Source organism: Terrabacter sp. R4-6 (genome assembly GCF_057529065.1).
Genome location: NZ_CP197224.1, coordinates 842,579 through 858,991 on the forward strand (window position 1 = coordinate 842,579; position 16,413 = coordinate 858,991).

16 protein-coding genes are annotated in these 16,413 nt (G+C 71.0%); 2 read left to right on the forward strand and 14 right to left on the reverse strand.

Annotated features, from left to right (window positions below; all coding sequences use genetic code 11):
* Nucleotides 1–61: 61 nt before the first annotated feature.
* From ACSSS0_RS03965 to murA, 5 genes are all read right to left on the reverse strand, one after another.
* Complete coding sequence (locus ACSSS0_RS03965) at nucleotides 62–751, reverse strand: DNA alkylation repair protein (protein WP_487230146.1); 690 nt, start codon at nucleotides 749–751, stop codon at nucleotides 62–64.
* On the reverse strand, nucleotides 751–1,098 hold the full coding sequence (locus ACSSS0_RS03970) for a hypothetical protein (protein WP_435985206.1): 348 nt from the start codon (nucleotides 1,096–1,098) through the stop codon (nucleotides 751–753). The genes ACSSS0_RS03965 and ACSSS0_RS03970 overlap by 1 nt, the downstream gene beginning before the upstream one ends.
* 20 nt (nucleotides 1,099–1,118) lie before the next feature.
* Nucleotides 1,119–3,137: a protein meaA gene (locus ACSSS0_RS03975; RefSeq protein ID WP_487231183.1), complete on the reverse strand. Its 2,019-nt coding sequence runs from the start codon at nucleotides 3,135–3,137 to the stop codon at nucleotides 1,119–1,121.
* Nucleotides 3,138–3,240: 103 nt separating this feature from the next.
* On the reverse strand, nucleotides 3,241–3,609 hold the full coding sequence (locus tag ACSSS0_RS03980) for an STAS domain-containing protein (RefSeq protein ID WP_487230147.1): 369 nt from the start codon (nucleotides 3,607–3,609) through the stop codon (nucleotides 3,241–3,243).
* Nucleotides 3,610–3,813: 204 nt separating this feature from the next.
* The gene (murA, locus tag ACSSS0_RS03985; protein WP_435985204.1) at nucleotides 3,814–5,100 is read right to left on the reverse strand and encodes a UDP-N-acetylglucosamine 1-carboxyvinyltransferase; all 1,287 of its coding nucleotides are present in this window, start codon (nucleotides 5,098–5,100) and stop codon (nucleotides 3,814–3,816) included.
* 66 nt (nucleotides 5,101–5,166) lie between these two features.
* Between murA and ACSSS0_RS03990 the strand changes: the two genes are divergently transcribed.
* Nucleotides 5,167–5,811, forward strand: a complete 645-nt coding sequence (locus ACSSS0_RS03990; RefSeq protein WP_487230148.1) for a cob(I)yrinic acid a,c-diamide adenosyltransferase — start codon at nucleotides 5,167–5,169, stop codon at nucleotides 5,809–5,811.
* A 121-nt stretch (nucleotides 5,812–5,932) separates the two neighbouring features.
* Here the strand turns inward: ACSSS0_RS03990 and ACSSS0_RS03995 are convergent, their stop codons facing one another.
* Entirely contained in the window at nucleotides 5,933–6,370 is a 438-nt protein-coding gene (locus tag ACSSS0_RS03995; RefSeq protein ID WP_435985202.1) for a DUF2550 domain-containing protein, read from the reverse strand.
* 8 nt (nucleotides 6,371–6,378) lie between these two features.
* The gene (locus ACSSS0_RS04000; protein ID WP_028785412.1) at nucleotides 6,379–6,654 is read right to left on the reverse strand and encodes a F0F1 ATP synthase subunit epsilon; all 276 of its coding nucleotides are present in this window, start codon (nucleotides 6,652–6,654) and stop codon (nucleotides 6,379–6,381) included.
* A 118-nt stretch (nucleotides 6,655–6,772) separates the two neighbouring features.
* On the opposite strand from ACSSS0_RS04000, the gene ACSSS0_RS04005 reads away from it, so the two are divergent.
* On the forward strand, nucleotides 6,773–7,210 hold the full coding sequence (locus ACSSS0_RS04005) for a DUF6918 family protein (protein ID WP_435985201.1): 438 nt from the start codon (nucleotides 6,773–6,775) through the stop codon (nucleotides 7,208–7,210).
* Between the two features lie 112 nt (nucleotides 7,211–7,322).
* Here ACSSS0_RS04005 and ACSSS0_RS04010 read toward each other — a convergent pair whose 3' ends face one another.
* From ACSSS0_RS04010 to ACSSS0_RS04040, 7 genes are all read right to left on the reverse strand, one after another.
* Nucleotides 7,323–8,702: an NAD(P)/FAD-dependent oxidoreductase gene (locus ACSSS0_RS04010; RefSeq protein WP_435985200.1), complete on the reverse strand. Its 1,380-nt coding sequence runs from the start codon at nucleotides 8,700–8,702 to the stop codon at nucleotides 7,323–7,325.
* Between the two features lie 224 nt (nucleotides 8,703–8,926).
* Complete coding sequence (locus tag ACSSS0_RS04015) at nucleotides 8,927–10,651, reverse strand: hypothetical protein (protein WP_487230149.1); 1,725 nt, start codon at nucleotides 10,649–10,651, stop codon at nucleotides 8,927–8,929.
* A 92-nt stretch (nucleotides 10,652–10,743) separates the two neighbouring features.
* Nucleotides 10,744–12,204: a F0F1 ATP synthase subunit beta gene (gene atpD / locus ACSSS0_RS04020; protein WP_435985198.1), complete on the reverse strand. Its 1,461-nt coding sequence runs from the start codon at nucleotides 12,202–12,204 to the stop codon at nucleotides 10,744–10,746.
* A gap of 27 nt (nucleotides 12,205–12,231) precedes the next feature.
* Entirely contained in the window at nucleotides 12,232–13,170 is a 939-nt protein-coding gene (locus ACSSS0_RS04025; RefSeq protein WP_487230150.1) for a F0F1 ATP synthase subunit gamma, read from the reverse strand.
* A 105-nt stretch (nucleotides 13,171–13,275) separates the two neighbouring features.
* On the reverse strand, nucleotides 13,276–14,907 hold the full coding sequence (gene atpA, locus ACSSS0_RS04030; protein ID WP_020142941.1) for a F0F1 ATP synthase subunit alpha: 1,632 nt from the start codon (nucleotides 14,905–14,907) through the stop codon (nucleotides 13,276–13,278).
* Between the two features lie 69 nt (nucleotides 14,908–14,976).
* The gene (locus ACSSS0_RS04035) at nucleotides 14,977–15,789 is read right to left on the reverse strand and encodes a F0F1 ATP synthase subunit delta (protein ID WP_487230151.1); all 813 of its coding nucleotides are present in this window, start codon (nucleotides 15,787–15,789) and stop codon (nucleotides 14,977–14,979) included.
* Nucleotides 15,789–16,391 (reverse strand): F0F1 ATP synthase subunit B, encoded by a 603-nt coding sequence (locus ACSSS0_RS04040; protein ID WP_256792623.1) that lies wholly within the window; start codon nucleotides 16,389–16,391, stop codon nucleotides 15,789–15,791. The genes ACSSS0_RS04035 and ACSSS0_RS04040 overlap by 1 nt, the downstream gene beginning before the upstream one ends.
* Nucleotides 16,392–16,413 lie beyond the last annotated feature (22 nt).

Here is a 16,413-nt window from a genome sequence, read left to right on the forward strand (position 1 = left end):
CACCGAGGGCGTATGCCGTGTCGTCGCCCTCGCGAGGCAGGCGAGCCGCGCCGCAGCGCGGTCACACCCATCGCGAGCGCAGGTCGGGTGGCAGCTTCTCGACGGCGAGCCGGACAGCCGGTCGCGGCATCCCTTCGACGTGCTCCTCCAGGAAGGCCACCAGCCGGTCGCGGTCACGCTCGCCGGCGTGCTTGACGAAGATCCCGACGGGCTTGTGCACCAACGGGTCCCGGTCGGCCGCGAGCCGGCCGGCGAGCTCCCAGCCGACCTCCACGTCGTTGCTGTCGAGGAAGCCGAGCGGCGCCGTCATCGCGGTGCGCCGGCGCAGCGGCTGGGGCGAGAGGGCCAGGTCGCGCAGGATCTGCTTGTCACGACCCACGAGCCACAGCCCGATGACGCGCGGCGCGGCCCGGTCGACCATGTCCCACGTCGTGATCCGGTCGTGGTGGCCGAGGTAGGTCCGGGCGAGGGTGCCCCGACCGTGCCCGTCGATCCGCTTGCGCCGCGCCTTGAAGTCGAGGATGCAGAGGGCCGCGAGGCGTGGCTCGTAGGCCGGGTGTGCGAGCAGCTGCTGCACCTCGCCGAGCGGGAGCGAGGTGTGGCGCCTGGCGGCAGCGAAGAGCGTGCCCATCCGCACGCCGAAGGCCTCCTCGTCGGGGGCGATGCGCTTGCGCACCGACGCGAGCGCCTCCGGTGAGGCCTCGGCCTCGAGCTCGGCGACGACGACGTCGGCGGTCGCCGTCACTGCCATCAGGACAGGCCCTCGATCGTCTGGGTGCTGACGCCGTCCGCGTCGACGAGCAGCAGGACGGGGTCGGGCTCGTCGCCGCCGCGCACGACGACGACGGTCTCGCCGCGGTGCCGGTCGACGAGCTCCTCGAGACCGGACGACCCGTCGCGGAGGTCGCCGTGGCCGAGGTGCGAGGGGACGCCGAGGTCGTCGGCGAGCGACTCGACCGGGCCGGTGTCGGGGACGTCGTCGGCGGCATACACCGCCTGGACCTTCTCAAGGTGGATCGCGGAGGCGAGCCACGGGACGTCCGTGAGCCCCGGAGGGTTGACCAGGATGATGCGGGCGGCGCACTGCAGGTCGCTCATACCTGCGACGCTACGCCTGCTCAGGCCGGCGCGGACTCGAGGGGCGCAAGACCCCGTGCGGCGCGGATCACACCGACCATCTCGGCCATGATGTCGTTGAGTCCGAAGTCCTTCGGGGTGAAGACCATGGCGACGCCGGCGGCCCGGAGCGCGGCAGCGTCGGACTCGGGGATGATGCCGCCGACGATGACCGGCACGTCGCCGGCGCCCGCCTCGCGCAGTCCCCGCAGCACCTCGGGCACGAGCTCCATGTGCGAGCCGCTGAGGATCGAGAGCCCGACGAGGTGGACGTCCTCGGCCACCGCGGCCGCGACGATCTGCTCGGGGGTCAGGCGGATGCCCTGGTAGACGACCTCGAACCCGGCGTCTCGGGCACGCACGGCGACCTGCTCGGCGCCGTTGCTGTGGCCGTCGAGGCCGGGCTTGCCGACGAGGATGCGCAGCTTCTCGCCGAGCTCCTCACCCGTGCGGGCGACGAGCTCGCGCACGTGGGACAAGGCGTCGCCGGGCTCGCTCGAGCCGACGCCGACCGAGCCGGAGACCCCGGTGGGAGCGCGGTACTCGCCGAACTGCTCGCGCAGCGCAGCCGCCCACTCCCCCGTCGTCACCTCGGCACGGGCGCACTCGAGCGAGGCCGCCATGAGGTTGACGTCCGTCGCCGCATCGGCGCGCAGCCGCTCCATGGCGGCCGCGGCGCGCGCCCGACGCTCGGGGTCGGCGTCACGCGTCTCGCGCCACGCGCGCACGGCCTCGGAGGCATGACGCTCGACGTCGGCGTCGACGGTCTGGATCGCCGTGTCGAGGTCGGCCGTGAGCGGGTTGGGCTCGGTCGTCTCGAAGCGGTTGAGCCCGACGATGACGGCCTCGCCCGTCTCGATGCGTCGGCGGCGCTCGGCGTGCGAGGCGACGAGCGCCGACTTCATGTAGCCGGACTCGACCGCCGCGACGGCGCCGCCCATCTGCTCGACCCGGGCCATCTCGGCCTTCGCCCCCGCGACGAGCTCGGCGACCTTGGCCTCGACGACGACCGAACCCTCGAAGAGGTCCTCGTGCTCCAGCAGGTCGGACTCGTAGGCGAGCACCTGCTGCATGCGCAGGCTCCACTGCTGGTCCCACGGCCGCGGCAGGCCGAGCGCCTCGTTCCACGCCGGCAGCTGGATCGCGCGGGCGCGGGCGTCCTTCGAGAGCGTCACGGCGAGCATCTCGAGGACGATGCGCTGGACGTTGTTCTCGGGCTGCGCCTCGGTGAGGCCGAGGCTGTTGACCTGGACGCCGTAGCGGAAGCGCCGGGCCTTCGCGTCGGTGACGCCGTAACGCTCCCGGGTCAGCTCGTCCCACAGCTGCACGAAGGCGCGCATCTTGCACATCTCCTCGACGAACCGCACGCCGGCGTTGACGAAGAAGGAGATCCGGGCCACGACGCTCGCGAGCTCCTCGGGCGGCACCTGGCCGGAGTCGCGGACGGCGTCGAGCACGGCGACCGCGGTCGACATGGCGTAGGCGATCTCCTGCACCGGTGTCGCCCCGGCCTCCTGCAGGTGGTAGCTGCAGATGTTGATGGGGTTCCACTTCGGGATCTCGCGCACCGTGTAGGTGACCATGTCGGTGATGAGGCGGAGCGACGGCGCGGGCGGGAAGACGTAGGTCCCGCGCGAGAGGTACTCCTTGATGATGTCGTTCTGGGTCGTGCCGGCAAGGTCGTGGACCCACGCCGCAGGGTCCTCGCCCGCCGCCTCGGCCTGGCGCTCGGCAGCCACCTGGTAGAGCGCGAGCATCCACATCGCCGTGGCGTTGATCGTCATCGACGTGTTCATCTCGCGCAGCGGGATCGCGTCGAACAGGGCTGCCATGTCGCCGATGTGGCTGATCGGGACGCCGACCTTGCCCACCTCGCCCCGCGCGAGGACGTGGTCGGGGTCGTAGCCGGTCTGGGTCGGCAGGTCGAAGGCGACGGAGAGCCCCGTCTGCCCCTTGGAGAGGTTGCGGCGGTAGAGCGCGTTGCTCGCAGCGGCACTCGAGTGGCCGGCATACGTGCGCATGACCCACGGTCGGTCGGGCGTCACCCGGGCGGCCGGATGCGGCGTGCTCTCCGTCGAAGACATGGCTCGACGGTAGCGGCGGGGTGCAGCGGTGGGGAGGCGCTCAGGCGGTGAGAGGCGCCACAGTCAGGCTCACCGGCGCCGGGTGGCGCGGGGCGAGGATGCGCTCGAGTCGACAGCCACGCAGCAGGCGCGTCGTGCGGTCGCTCGCGTCGACGAGCAGCAGCCGTCGCTCGGCGCGCGTGGCGCGGCGGTGGAGGTGGACGATGACCCCGAGGCCCGTGGCGTCGCCGATCTCGGCGTCGCCGAGGTGGAGGCGGAGCTCGCCGGGACCCTGGTTGATGACCGCGTGGATCGCGTCGCGGATGTCGGGCACCGTGTGGACGTCGAGACGTCCCTCGATGATGACATCGTGGCCGTCGGGTGCGTCGAGCACTCTGACCGGACCCCTGCGGTGGGTGTTCAGCGTCATGTAGACCCCTCTCAACGCTGTGCCGTCACCATGATGACGCCTCAGCCAGCCAAAACGTTGCCCCTAGGAGTCAAGAAGTGGTCAAGAAAATACGAACATCGAGCGAAGAAGTCAGCCACGCTCCGCGCCGGCCCTGAGCGCTCCTGACAAAGGGGACGATCCGCCCCCGCGGCCGGCCGTCCTCCCCAGGGTGCGAGAGGTCGTCTACTCGAACGGGGGCTCGTCGTCCGGCTCGCGTGTCACGTCGGCGCCGAGGGCGCGCAGGGCCTGCTCGAACCGCGGGTAGCCCCGGTCGATGTGGTGGACGCCGCTGACGAGGGTGTCGCCCTCGGCCACGAGGCCCGCGATGACGAGGGCGGCGCCGGACCTGATGTCGCTGCTCTCGACGGGGGCGCCGGAGAGCATCGGGACGCCGTGGGTCATGACGTGGTGCCCGTCGATCTGGGCGTCCGCGCCGAGCCGGGCGAGCTCCTGCACCGTGCGGAAGCGGGCCTCGAAGAGGTTCTCCGTCACCATGGCCGAGCCGTCCGCGACGGCGTTGTAGGACAGGGCGAAGGGCTGCAGGTCGGTCGGGAAGCCCGGGTAGGGCAGCGTCGCGACGTCGAAGGCACGCGGGCGCCGGTCGACCGCGGAGACCCGGAAGCCGCGCGCCGTGACCTCGACGTGACAGCCCGCCTCCTCGAGGGCCCCGAGCGGGGCCCGCAGGTGCTCGGCGACCCCGCCGACGACCTCGATGTCCCCCCGCGTCGTGGCGGCGGCGAAGGCCCACGTGCCGGCCGCGATGCGGTCGGAGACGACGGCGTGCTCGGTGGGGGTGAGGGCCTCGACCCCGTGGACGGTGATGCGGGACGTGCCGGCGCCCTCGAGCCGGGCGCCCATCGAGACGAGCATCTCGGCGATGTCGATGATCTCGGGCTCCTTGGCGACGTTGTCGATCGTCGTCGTGCCACGGGCCAGGACCGCCGCCGTGAGGATGTTCTCGGTGGCACCCACGCTGGGGAAGTCGAGCCGGATGTCGGCACCGTGCAGGCCGCCCGGTGCCGTGGCCACGAGGTAGCCGTGGGTCACGTGCACCTCGGCGCCGAGGGCCTCGAGGCCGGCCGCGTGCAGGTCGAGGCCGCGCGAGCCGATCGCGTCGCCGCCCGGCACGGCCACGTCGGCCTCCCCCACGCGGGCCACGAGCGGACCGAGCACCGAGATGGAGGCCCGCAACGCCCGGACGAGCTCGTAGTCGGCCCGGTGACCGATGCGCTCGGGCACGTCGAGGACGACGACGCCGGCCGCCGGGTCGTAGTCGACACCCACCCCGAGTCGGCGCAGCAGCTCGGCCATGATCGTCACGTCGGCGATGGCCGGCACGTTCGTCAGCGTCGTGCGGCCCACGGCCAGCAGGGCCACGGCCATCAGCTTCAGAGCGCTGTTCTTGGCGCCCACGACGGCGACCTCACCCACGAGGTGGGCACCACCGACGACACGGAATCGCTCTCTCACCCGAGGAACCCTATCGGGGCACCGGCCGAGCGACGGCGCCTCCACGGCGGGTGAGAGAGTGGCCCCATGGTCAACCTGACGCGGATCTACACGCGCACCGGCGACGACGGCACGACGAGCCTCGGCGACTTCTCGCGGGTCAGCAAGAACGACGCCCGGCTGCACGCCTACGCCGACTCCAACGAGGCCAACGCCGCCATCGGCATCGCCGTCGCGTGCGGCGACCTGCCGGACGAGGTCAGGGTCACCCTCCAGCGCGTGCAGAACGAGCTCTTCGACGTCGGCGCCGACCTGTCGACGCCGCTCCGGCACTCCTACGACTACCCGCCCCTGCGCGTCGAGCAGCCGTGGGTCGACGACCTCGAGGCGGACTGCGACCACTACCTCGAGCAGGTCGAGAAGCTCCGGTCGTTCATCCTCCCCGGAGGCACGGCCGGGTCGGCCCACCTGCACCTCGCGACGACCATCGTGCGCCGCGCCGAGCGCTCCGCGTGGGCGGCGGTCGACCAGCACGGCACCGAGCCGGCCCCCGAGGGCACGGACGCGAGGGGCGTCGGCGGCGTCAACGTCCTGACGGCGAAGTACCTCAACCGTCTCTCGGACCTGCTCTTCATCCTCGCCCGCATCGCCAACAAGCCGATCGGCGGGGACGTGCTGTGGCAGCCCGGTGGCGGCCGCGTCGAGAAGCCCGAGCGCGCGAAGAAGCACTGACCCGCCACACGGCACACGCCATCGGCACCGCGCGAGATCGCGCAGCTCAGGTCGCCGGGGCGCAGCCGGTGCGCGACCGCTCGCAGGACGAGCGGGACGTCGTGCGGCCTTGGCCCGGCCGTCAGGCGACGTTGACGTTGTAGCCCGGGGGCGCGGCTTCCTGCCACGAGCGCAGCGCGGTGTAGGCGGGACCCTGCAGGGCCAGCTCGAAGTCGCTGTCGCCGTCGGTGCACGGCACCCGGCTCGCGTCGGGCAGCAGCGGGATCGAGTCGCTGCCCCTGAGCGGCTCAGGCGCGTCGAGCAGCAGGCGCTGGCGCAGCCAGCGGTGCTTGGGGCGCACGGAGACGCCCCCGAGGGCGTACCACTCGAGGGCGTTGTCGCCGAACCTGATGAGCCCCAGGCGCCAGCGGTCGGACTCGGAGCGACGCATGCCGCACAGGGTCAGGGGCAGCCCCTTGGCGATGTAGCGGCGGCGCAGGTAGGTCGTCGCGAGGACGACCACCGCGACCACCAGGAGCGTGCCGATCACGATCTCGGTCGAGACGAGAACGGACGGCACGCGGGACCTCAGCTCGTCTGCAGCGACGAGGCGTCGACGTGCTCGGCGACGATCGTCACCACGTCGGAGTCGACCGAGAGGAACCCGCCGTCGACCGTCACGGTGCGACGCTCGCCCTCGAGGGACTCGATGGAGACCTCGCCCTCGACGAGGACACCGAGCAACGGGGTGTGGCCGGGCAGGATGCCCAGCTCGCCCGAGATGGACCGGGCGCGTACGAACTTGGCCTCGCCCTCCCAGACCTTCCGGTCGGCGGCAACCATCTCAACCTTGAGCGAACTCACGTTTCCTCCGGATCGTGGGGGTGTGCTCTGCAGTTTAGTGCCTCTGCGAGGATGCTCCGTACGCGAGGTGGCGCAGGCCGCTCGCGCCGATTCCCCACCCTCCACAGGAGTCCTATCCATGAGCACTGCCGTGTCCGACGCCCTCCTCGAGCCGACCCGCCGCCCGGTGGCCGTCGAGACCCTGACCGACGTCATCGACGCCGAGGTGGCCGACAAGTCCGGACTGGGCGGAGCCGCCGTCAAGGCGGGCTACGCCGCCGCCAAGAAGCTCGGCGGCAACTTCGTCACGAGCGCCACCGACCGCCTCCTCCCCCAGTTCGCCAGCGCCCTCGACCCGTTCTGGGCCACCAAGGGCGACTCGTCGTTCGGGGCGCACCTCGCGGCCCAGCCCGACGCCGCGGCCGACGCCCTCCTCGCGGTGACCGACGCGAAGGCCGCCAACACCTCGCACGGCTCGGCCGCCAAGGTCTACGGCTCGCTGCGCGGCAAGGCAAAGGGCCACGTCGTCGCCGCGCTCCCCCGCCTGGGAGCGGCCGTGGAGCGCCTCGTCCCCTGACGCGTCGCGCGCTCGCGGGACCGCGAGCACGATGACGACCACGTATGCCGCGGGGCCGGCTCCCACCCAGGAGCCGGCCCGGTCGTGTGCCCGGGCGTCGCGGCCGGGCCGGTCAGGACTCGTCGTGCGAGCGGTCCGTCGCGACGCGCGGCAGCTCCGGGCTGAACTCCTCGCCGAGGTCGGCGATCGCCTGCCGGGCGAAGACCTGCTGCTCGGTCACGACCCGCTCGGACCGTCCGCGGCCGATGAAGGTCACGGCCCAGTGGAGCAGCGTCGTGATCCGGTGCTTGAAGCCGATGATGTAGACGAGGTGGACCGCCAGCCACAGGATCCAGGCGAAGAACCCGCTGAACTGCGCCTTCCCGACCGACGCGACCGCCGAGAAGCGCGAGATCGTCGCCATCGAGCCCTTGTCGAAGTACTCGAACGGCCCCTTGGGCGCCTGGCCCTTGAGACGTCGCACGATCTGCTCGGCGGCGTACCGGCCGCCCTGGATGGCCACCTGGGCGACGCCGGGCAGTCCCTTGAGGGCCATCATGTCGCCGACGACGAAGACCTCGGGGTGCCCGGGGAGGGTGAGGTCGTCGCGGACCTCGATGCGGCCGGCGCGGTCGAGCCGGGCTCCGGACTGGTCGGCGAGCTGCTGACCGAGAGGCGAGGCGCTGACGCCCGCGGCCCAGACCTTGCAGACGGACTCGATGCGCTCGCGGCTGCCGTCACCGTGCTCGACCTCGATGCCCGTCGAGTCGACGTCGACGACCTTGGCGCCGAGGCGCACCTCGACGCCCATCTCGGTCAGGCGCTTGACGGCACGGTCGCCGAGCTTCTCGCCGAAGGAGCCGAGCACGGCGGGAGCCGCGTCGAGCAGGATGACCCGCGCCTTCGTCGGGTCGATCCGGCGGAAGTCGCGCTTCAGGGTGCGCCGCGCGAGCTCGGAGATCTGACCCGCCATCTCGACACCGGTCGGGCCGGCACCGACGACGACGAACGTCATGAGGCGGTCCACCTCGTCCTGCGTCGTGGCGAGCTCGGCAAGCTCGAACGAGCCGAAGATCCGGCCCCGCAGCTCGAGGGCGTCGTCGATCGACTTCATGCCCGGAGCGTGCCGGGCGAACTGGTCGTTGCCGAACCACGACTGACCGGCGCCGGCCGCGACGATGAGGGAGTCGTAGGGCGTGACCGTCTCACGACCGACCGCGGTGTGGGTCACCGTGCGCGCCTGGAGGTCGATCGTCTCGACCTCGCCCAGCAGCACCTTCGCGTTGTCCTGGCGGTGCAGCACCTCGCGCGTCGAGGGGGCGATCTCGCCCTCGGAGAGGATGCCCGTGGCCACCTGGTAGAGCAGCGGCTGGAAGAGGTGGTGCGTCGTGCGGGCGATAAGGGTCACGTCGACGTCGGCGCGCTTCAGCTTCTGTGTGCTGAACAGACCGCCGAAACCCGATCCGATGACCACGACCCGGTGGCGCGGGGCCTGCTGGGTGGGCGTGCTCACGATTCTCCTTGTCCTGGACTTGTGTCCTTGGGCTGTGTCTTGGTGCGAGGTGCTGGGCTCGTCGGCGCTGACGACTGCATCTGAGTCAACACCGTGAGTCGTACCCGCATGCCCCGCAGGCGACGCCGCGGGCGTCGCGAGGCTGCGGTTCTCGTCACAGTGCTGATCACAGCGCTCGACGTGGGGCTCACGGTCGTCGGTGGCCGCGCCGCGGGTCGGGGCGCTCATCCCGCACGCCTGAGGACCACGAGCTGCGAGGTCTGCGACACGACGCGGTAGTGGGCCACGACCCAGTCGCGCAGCGGGTCGGCGTCGTCGACGTAGCGGTGGTGGCCGTAGCCCGGCCAGAAGTCCCGAGCCGCCACGACGCACTCCGGCACCCGCCCCGAGCGGTGCATCCAGTCCAGCACGCCCTGGCTCGTCGGGCCGAAGAAGTCCATCCAGACGATCGGGGTGTCGAAACGGAGGTCGGCGTAGAGGAAGGCCGCCGGGTGGATGTAGTCGAGGGCACCGTCACCGGGCCGCGCGCACGCCTGCACGGCCTGCTGGTTGGCCTCGAGCTCGGCGCGGTGCTGCTCCGTGGTCCGCAGTCCGGCGAACGCACCGTCCGGCGCGTCCACCACGAGGGCCGACGGTGGTCCGTCGCGGAAGCTGTTGAGGGCGTGGACCGTGCCAAGGGAGGCGAGCAGCAGACCGGCGAGCGCCACCTTGGCCGGGCGCGTGGCGAGGTGCACCAGCGCGGCGACCGTCACGGCGAGCAGCCCCGGCGCCAGCACCGCTCCCGTCGCGCCCCACACCGGCCCGGACGACGTGAAGGCGGCGAGGACGGGCATGCCCACGAGGGTCGGCGTCAGGCCGAGGACGGCCAGGCGTGCCACGGGACCCCGGTCCCGCGCCGCGACCACGACGAGCACCGGCAGCAGGACGACGACGAGGACCGTGCCGAGCAGCGGGGTGAGCCACGACAGCACCGTGTAGGTCGTCGAGACCACCCCGCTCTGGAGGGCCTGGACCGTGACCGTGGCAACCGCGAGGAGCACGAGCGGCAGCCGCAGCCGCCGTGCGGCCGGGGCCGCGGCGAGCAGGACGAGCGGCACGGCGAGCAGGACCCACGGACCGGCGAGCGAGGTCCCGACCTGCGAGGTCCACCGGCCGAGCCGGTCCCAGCGACTCGGGCGCGTGGCCTGGTAGGCCTCGGTGAACGCCACCGTGGCCGAGATGTCGGCCAGGCCCCAGACGGCGACCACCAGCACCCCGACGACGACCCCGACGACGAGCGTCCCGGCGACGACCGCCACCACACCGGGCCGGGCCGACACCAGCCCGAGGAGGCCGCCGCGACGCCCGGTCGGCCACGACCCCGACGGCCCTGACCTCGACGGCCCTGACCTCGACGGCGCCACGTCGAGGCGCCAGAGCAGCACGACGACCACGACGAGGAGCGCGGACGCCGCCGGTGCCGTGACCGGGTGGCTCACCGCCCCGAGCGCGGTCGCCGCCCCCGCCGACACGGCATACGGACGCGCGCAGCGGACGCAGCGGACCGTGGCGCCCAGCGCGCAGCACACCGCCAGGAGGTACATCAGGGCCGGCGTCGTGTTGTACGACAGGACCTGCTGGTTGTACGCCGCCGGCACGAGAGCGACGGCCAGCGCACACGCGCTCGTGCCCCGACCGAAAGCGGGCGCGATCGCGCGCCAGCAGACGGCACCGACGCCGGCGCACACGAGCACGAACCACACGCGCGAGGCGAGCACGAGGCCGTCCAGCCCGACGGCGTGCTCCCACGTCCAGACGAACGGGACCGCGGGCCAGGCACCCAGCGCCTGGACGTTCATCTCGTCCCGGAACGGGACGTCACCCTGGGCGAGCCGGAGCGCCAGCTCCACGGCGTGCGAGCTGTCGCTGAGGTCCACCCCGTAGCGGGCGCGGGCGATCGCGACGGCCACGACGGCCACCGCGAAGCACGGCACCCACACACGACGAACGGGGAGGGCCCAGAGGGCACCTCCCCGTCGTCGGGTGAATCGATCCATCCAGATCAGAGGTTCTTCTGGATCTCCGCCCACTGGCGCTCGACGTCGTCGAGGCCACCACACATGAAGAAGGCCTGCTCGGCGACGTGGTCGTACTCGCCGTCGGCGATCTTCGTGAACGCCTCGATCGTGTCGGACAGCGGCACGGTCGAACCCTCGATGCCGGTGAACTGCTTGGCGACGTAGGTGTTCTGCGACAGGAAGCGCTGGATGCGACGGGCGCGGTTGACGAGGATCTTGTCCTCTTCGGAGAGCTCGTCGATACCGAGGATCGCGATGATGTCCTGGAGCTCCTTGTTGCGCTGCAGGATCGACCTGATGCGCACGGCCGTGTTGTAGTGGTCGGCCGCCACGTAGCGCGGGTCGAGGATGCGCGAGGTCGAGGACAGCGGGTCGACAGCCGGGTAGATACCCATCGACGCGATGTCACGCGAGAGCTCGGTCGTCGCGTCGAGGTGCGCGAAGGTCGTGGCCGGAGCCGGGTCGGTGTAGTCGTCGGCCGGCACGTAGATCGCCTGCATCGAGGTGATCGAGTGGCCGCGCGTGGACGTGATGCGCTCCTGCAGGGTGCCCATCTCGTCGGCCAGGGTGGGCTGGTAGCCGACGGCGGACGGCATGCGGCCGAGGAGGGTCGAGACCTCCGAGCCGGCCTGCGTGAAGCGGAAGATGTTGTCGATGAAGAGGAGCACGTCCTGCTTCTGGACGTCGCGGAAGTACTCCGCCATCGTCAGCGCCGACAGGGCGACGCGCAGGCGCGTGCCCGGCGGCTCGTCCATCTGCCCGAAGACGAGGGCGGTCTGTCCGAGGACGCCCGCCTCCTCCATCTCGACCATGAGGTCGTTGCCCTCACGGGTGCGCTCACCGACACCGGCGAACACCGACACACCACCGTGGTCACGGGCGACACGGGCGATCATCTCCTGGATGAGCACCGTCTTGCCGACGCCGGCACCACCGAAGAGGCCGATCTTGCCACCCTGGACGTACGGGGTCATCAGGTCGATGACCTTGATGCCCGTCTCGAACATCGTGGTCTTGGACTCGAGCTGGTCGAAGGCCGGGGCCTTGCGGTGGATGCCCCACCGCTCCTTGACCTCGAGCGTCTCGCCCTCGGCAAGGTTCATGCACTCGCCGGTCGTGTTGAACACGTGGCCGAGGGTCACGTCACCGACGGGGACGGTGATGGGGCCGCCGGTGTCCTGCACGGCCGAGCCGCGCACGAGACCGTCGGTCGGCTGCAGCGAGATCGCACGGACCATGTTGTCGCCGATGTGCTGGGCGACCTCGAGGTTGAGGTTCTTCGTCTCGCCGGCGAGGGTGACCTCGGTCGTGAGCAGGTTGTACTGCTCGGGCATGGCGTCGACGGGGAACTCCACGTCGACGACCGGGCCGATGATGCGGGAGATGCGTCCGACGCCGCCCGCGGGCGGGGCCGTCCACGTGGTGTCGCTGACAGTTGCAGTCATGGTGGTCTGCTTCCTTACCTGTGGGCGTTACTTCTTGGCGTCGGCGAGGGCGTTGGCGCCGCCCACGATTTCGCTGATCTCTTGGGTGATGCCGGCCTGACGGGCCTGGTTGGCGAGGCGCTGGTAGGTCTTGATCAGCTCCGTCGCGTTGTCGGTGGCCGACTTCATCGCCCGCTGGCGGGCGGCGAGCTCGGAGGCCGCCGAGCTGAGCAGCGCGGTGAAGATGCGGTTGCGGACGTACTTCGGCAGCAGCAGGTCGAGGACCTCGGACGCGCTGGGCTCGAAGGAGTACTCCGGCGGGATCTGGCCCTCGTCGTAGCGGTTCACGCTGAGGTCCAGGCTCTCGTCGTCGCCCGCCGCGTCGGCCTCGACGACCTCGAGAGGCAGCAGGCGCAGCACGAACGGGTCCTGGCGGACCATCGAGCGGAAGCGGGTGAACACGACGTGGATCTCGTCGTGGCCACCCTCTTCCGTGGGCTTGAGGAAGTCGGCCGTGATGCGGTCGGCGATCTCCTTGGCGTTCTCGAACGTCGGGGCGTCGGAGAATCCGGTCCACTCGGCGGCGTAGTCGCGCTTGCGGAACTTGAAGTAGCTCACGGCCTTGCGACCGACGAGGTAGGGCACGACCTCCTTGCCCTCGGCGGTCAGCTTGGCGATGAGCTCCGCGCTCTCCTTGATCGCCGCGACGGAGTAGGCACCGGCAAGTCCGCGGTCCGCCGTGATGATGACGACGCCGGCCCGCTTCGCGGTCTCCTTCGCCGTCGTCAACGGGTGGTCCTCGTTCGTGTTGGTCGCCACCGCGGACACGGCACGCGTCAGCGCGGTCGTGTACGGCATCGCCTCGGTGGCCCGCTGGCGGGCCTTGACGACGCGTGCGGCCGCGATCAGCTCCATCGCGTTGGTGATCTTCTTGATGGAGTTGACGGACTTGATGCGCTGGCGGTAGATCCGCATCTGCGCTCCCATGTGCTCCGCCTCTCTTGGTCTCTAAAAGTCTGTGGTTGCCTGCAGGGTGGGCTCACGCCCGCTTCCGTATGCCGCCCGGCTGGCCGGGCGGCATACGGAAGGTGGTCACTTCTGCTTGACGATCTTCGCCTGGGTGATCTGGTCGTCGGCGATCTCGTCGAACTCCTCGTTGCCGGCCTCGAGGCCGTCCTTGCCGGTGCCCCGGAAGGTGAACTTGACCTCGTCGACGACCTTGGCCAGGGCCGTCTCGGTGTCCTCGTCGAGCTTGAGGGTCTCGCGGATCGTCTGGAGGATCTTGCCGTCGCGACGCAGCGTCTCGAGCAGCTCGGTCTCGAAGGTGCGGACGTCCTCGACCGCGACGTCGTCGAGCCTGCCGGTCGTACCGGTCCAGATCGAGACGACCTGCTCCTCGACGGGGTACGGCGAGCTCTGCGGCTGCTTGAGCAGCTCGACGAGGCGCGCACCACGGGCGAGCTGGGCTCGCGAGGCGGGGTCGAGGTCGGACGCGAACATCGCGAAGGCCTCCATGGCGCGGAACTGCGCGAGGTCGAGCTTGAGTCGACCGGCGACGGACTTCATCGCCTTGATCTGCGCGGCACCGCCGACTCGGGAGACCGAGACACCCACGTCGATGGCCGGACGCACGTTGGCGTTGAACAGGTCGGCCTGCAGGTAGATCTGGCCGTCCGTGATCGAGATGACGTTGGTCGGGATGTACGCCGAGACGTCGCCCGCCTTCGTCTCGATGATCGGCAGACCCGTCATCGAGCCGTGGCCGAGGTCGTCGGAGAGCTTGGCGCAACGCTCGAGGAGCCGGCTGTGCAGGTAGAAGACGTCACCCGGGTAGGCCTCGCGGCCCGGCGGACGGCGCAGCAGCAGCGACACGGCGCGGTAGGCCTCGGCCTGCTTGCTCAGGTCGTCGAAGACGATGAGGACGTGCTTGCCCTGGTACATCCAGTGCTGGCCGATGGCCGAGCCGGTGTAGGGAGCGAGGTACTTGAAGCCCGCCGAGTCGGACGCGGGTGCCGCGACGATCGTGGTGTACTCCAGCGCCCCGGCCTCTTCGAGCGTGCCGCGGACCGACGCGATGGTCGAGCCCTTCTGGCCGATGGCGACGTAGATGCAGCGGACCTGGGCGTCGGGGTCGCCCGACTCCCAGTTGCGCTTCTGGTTGATGATCGTGTCGATCGCGACCGTCGTCTTGCCGGTCTGGCGGTCGCCGATGATGAGCTGGCGCTGGCCACGGCCGATCGGCGTCATCGCGTCGATCGACTTGATGCCGGTCTGGAGCGGCTCGTGGACCGACTTGCGCTGGACGACGTTGGGAGCCTGCAGCTCGAGGGCGCGACGCTCCTCGGTCTTGATGTCGCCGAGCCCGTCGATCGGGTTGCCGAGCGGGTCGACGACACGGCCGAGGAAGTCGTCACCGACCGGGACCGAGAGGACCTCGCCCGTGCGCTTGACGGTCTGGCCCTCCTCGATGCCTGCGAAGTCACCGAGGACGACGACGCCGATCTCGTGGACGTCGAGGTTCAGCGCGAGGCCGAGCGTGCCGTCCTCGAACTGGAGCAGCTCGTTGGTCATGGCCGAGGGCAGACCCTCGACGTGAGCGATGCCGTCACCGGCGTCGGTGACGCGGCCGACCTCTTCGCGGGAGGCCGCGCCGGGCTCGTAGGACTGGACGAACGAGTCCAGAGCGTCCCGGATCTCCTCCGGACGGATCGAAAGCTCCGTCATGTCAGATCTTCTCCTCGGTTTCGACCCGCAGGGCGGGCCGGTGGTTGATCACAGCTGGTGGTGGGTGCTTCAGGCACCCATGGCCCGGCGGGCCGCGTCGAGCTTGCGGATGACGGTTCCGTCGATGAGCTCGTCACCGATCTCGACCTTGACCCCGCCCATGACCCGGGGGTCCACGACGGTGTTGACGTGGACCGTGCCGCCGTAGATGGCAGCCAGGCCCGCGGCGAGGCGGGCACGGTCGTCGTCGGTGAGCGGGACGGCCGAGGTGACGGTGGCCGTCTGCTGCTCGCGGCGGCTCGAGGCCGTCTCGAGGTACTTCTCGAGGACCCGGTCGAAGCGCAGGCCGCGCGGGGCGACCACGGCCTGACGGGCCAGCACGAGGGTCTCCGGTGCGACCTTGCCGAGCAGGAGCGAGGACACGAGGTCGGCCCGCTTGTCGGCAGGCGCCTGCGAGTCGGCCAGCGCCGAACGCAGCGGCGCGTCGGCCGCCACGATCCGCTCGAAGCGGAACAGCTCGTCCTCGACGCGGTCGGCGCGGCCTTCGGCCTCCGCCTGCGCGATGACGGCCTCGACCGCATACGACTCGACCGTGTCGGTCAGGTCACGCTCGGAGCTCCAGCGCTGCCCGAAGGCACCCTTGAGCACGACGAGCGTCTCGGCGCTGACCTTGCCCGCGAAGAGCCGCTCGGCGAGCTGGGCCTTGTCGACGCCCTCGCGGGACGGGTCCGCCACGGCGCGACGCAGGGTCGCGCTGCCGTCGATGATCCCGACGACCGCGAAGAGCTCCTCGGCCAACCGCGAACGGTCGGCACCGGCAGCAAGGACGCCGGTGAGAGCCTCGCGGCTCGCCGCCGCTGCTGCGCGTGAGGGTCCCTGCATCAGGCGTCCCCGCCCTGGCTGCCGGCGGCGCCGCCGACCTTCTCACGCACGACGTCGCCCGACTCGAGCTCGGCGAGGAAACGCTCGACGATGCCCTTCTGACGGGTCTCCTCGTGGAGGGACTCGCCGACGATGCGGCTCGCGAGGTCGGTCGAGATGCGGCCGACGTCACTGCGGAGCGAGACGACCGCCTGCTGGCGCTCGGCCTCGATCTGCTTGTGCGCCGTCTCGGTGATCCGAGAGGCCTCGGACGCCGCGTGCTCGCGCATCTCGGCGATGATCTGCGCGCCCTGGGCCTTCGCGTCCTCACGGATGCGGGCGGCCTCGGAACGAGCCTCGACGAGCTGCGCCTGGTACTGCTCGAGCGCGGCCTGGGCCTGCGCCTGGGCCTCCTCGGCCTTGTTCATCCCGCCCTCGATCGCAGCAGTGCGCTCGGCGTAGATCTGCTCGAGGCGCGGCACGACCTTCTGCTTCACGACGACGTAGAGGATCGCGAAGCACGCCAGGCCGAAGAAGAACTCGAGCGGGTGCGGGATGATCGGTGCCGCGGTGGCCCAGAAGCCGCCCTCGCCGCCCTCGGCGGTCACGGTCACTGCTTGCATGAGGTTCTCCTAGAGAGAAAGA

Bases quoted from the DNA above. Each gene is read 5' to 3' on its own strand.
- atpA (WP_020142941.1), bottom strand. From the start codon at position 14,907: ATGACGGAGCTTTCGATCCGTCCGGAGGAGATCCGGGACGCTCTGGAC.
- ACSSS0_RS04035 (WP_487230151.1), bottom strand. From the start codon at position 15,789: ATGCAGGGACCCTCACGCGCAGCAGCGGCGGCGAGCCGCGAGGCTCTC.
- ACSSS0_RS03990 (WP_487230148.1), top strand. From the start codon at position 5,167: ATGGTCAACCTGACGCGGATCTACACGCGCACCGGCGACGACGGCACG.
- ACSSS0_RS03970 (WP_435985206.1), bottom strand. From the start codon at position 1,098: ATGAGCGACCTGCAGTGCGCCGCCCGCATCATCCTGGTCAACCCTCCG.
- ACSSS0_RS03975 (WP_487231183.1), bottom strand. From the start codon at position 3,137: ATGCGCACGTATGCCGGCCACTCGAGTGCCGCTGCGAGCAACGCGCTC.
- ACSSS0_RS04025 (WP_487230150.1), bottom strand. From the start codon at position 13,170: ATGGGAGCGCAGATGCGGATCTACCGCCAGCGCATCAAGTCCGTCAAC.
- ACSSS0_RS03965 (WP_487230146.1), bottom strand. From the start codon at position 751: ATGGCAGTGACGGCGACCGCCGACGTCGTCGTCGCCGAGCTCGAGGCC.
- ACSSS0_RS04040 (WP_256792623.1), bottom strand. From the start codon at position 16,391: ATGCAAGCAGTGACCGTGACCGCCGAGGGCGGCGAGGGCGGCTTCTGG.
- ACSSS0_RS04005 (WP_435985201.1), top strand. From the start codon at position 6,773: ATGAGCACTGCCGTGTCCGACGCCCTCCTCGAGCCGACCCGCCGCCCG.
- atpD (WP_435985198.1), bottom strand. From the start codon at position 12,204: ATGACTGCAACTGTCAGCGACACCACGTGGACGGCCCCGCCCGCGGGC.
- ACSSS0_RS03980 (WP_487230147.1), bottom strand. From the start codon at position 3,609: ATGACGCTGAACACCCACCGCAGGGGTCCGGTCAGAGTGCTCGACGCA.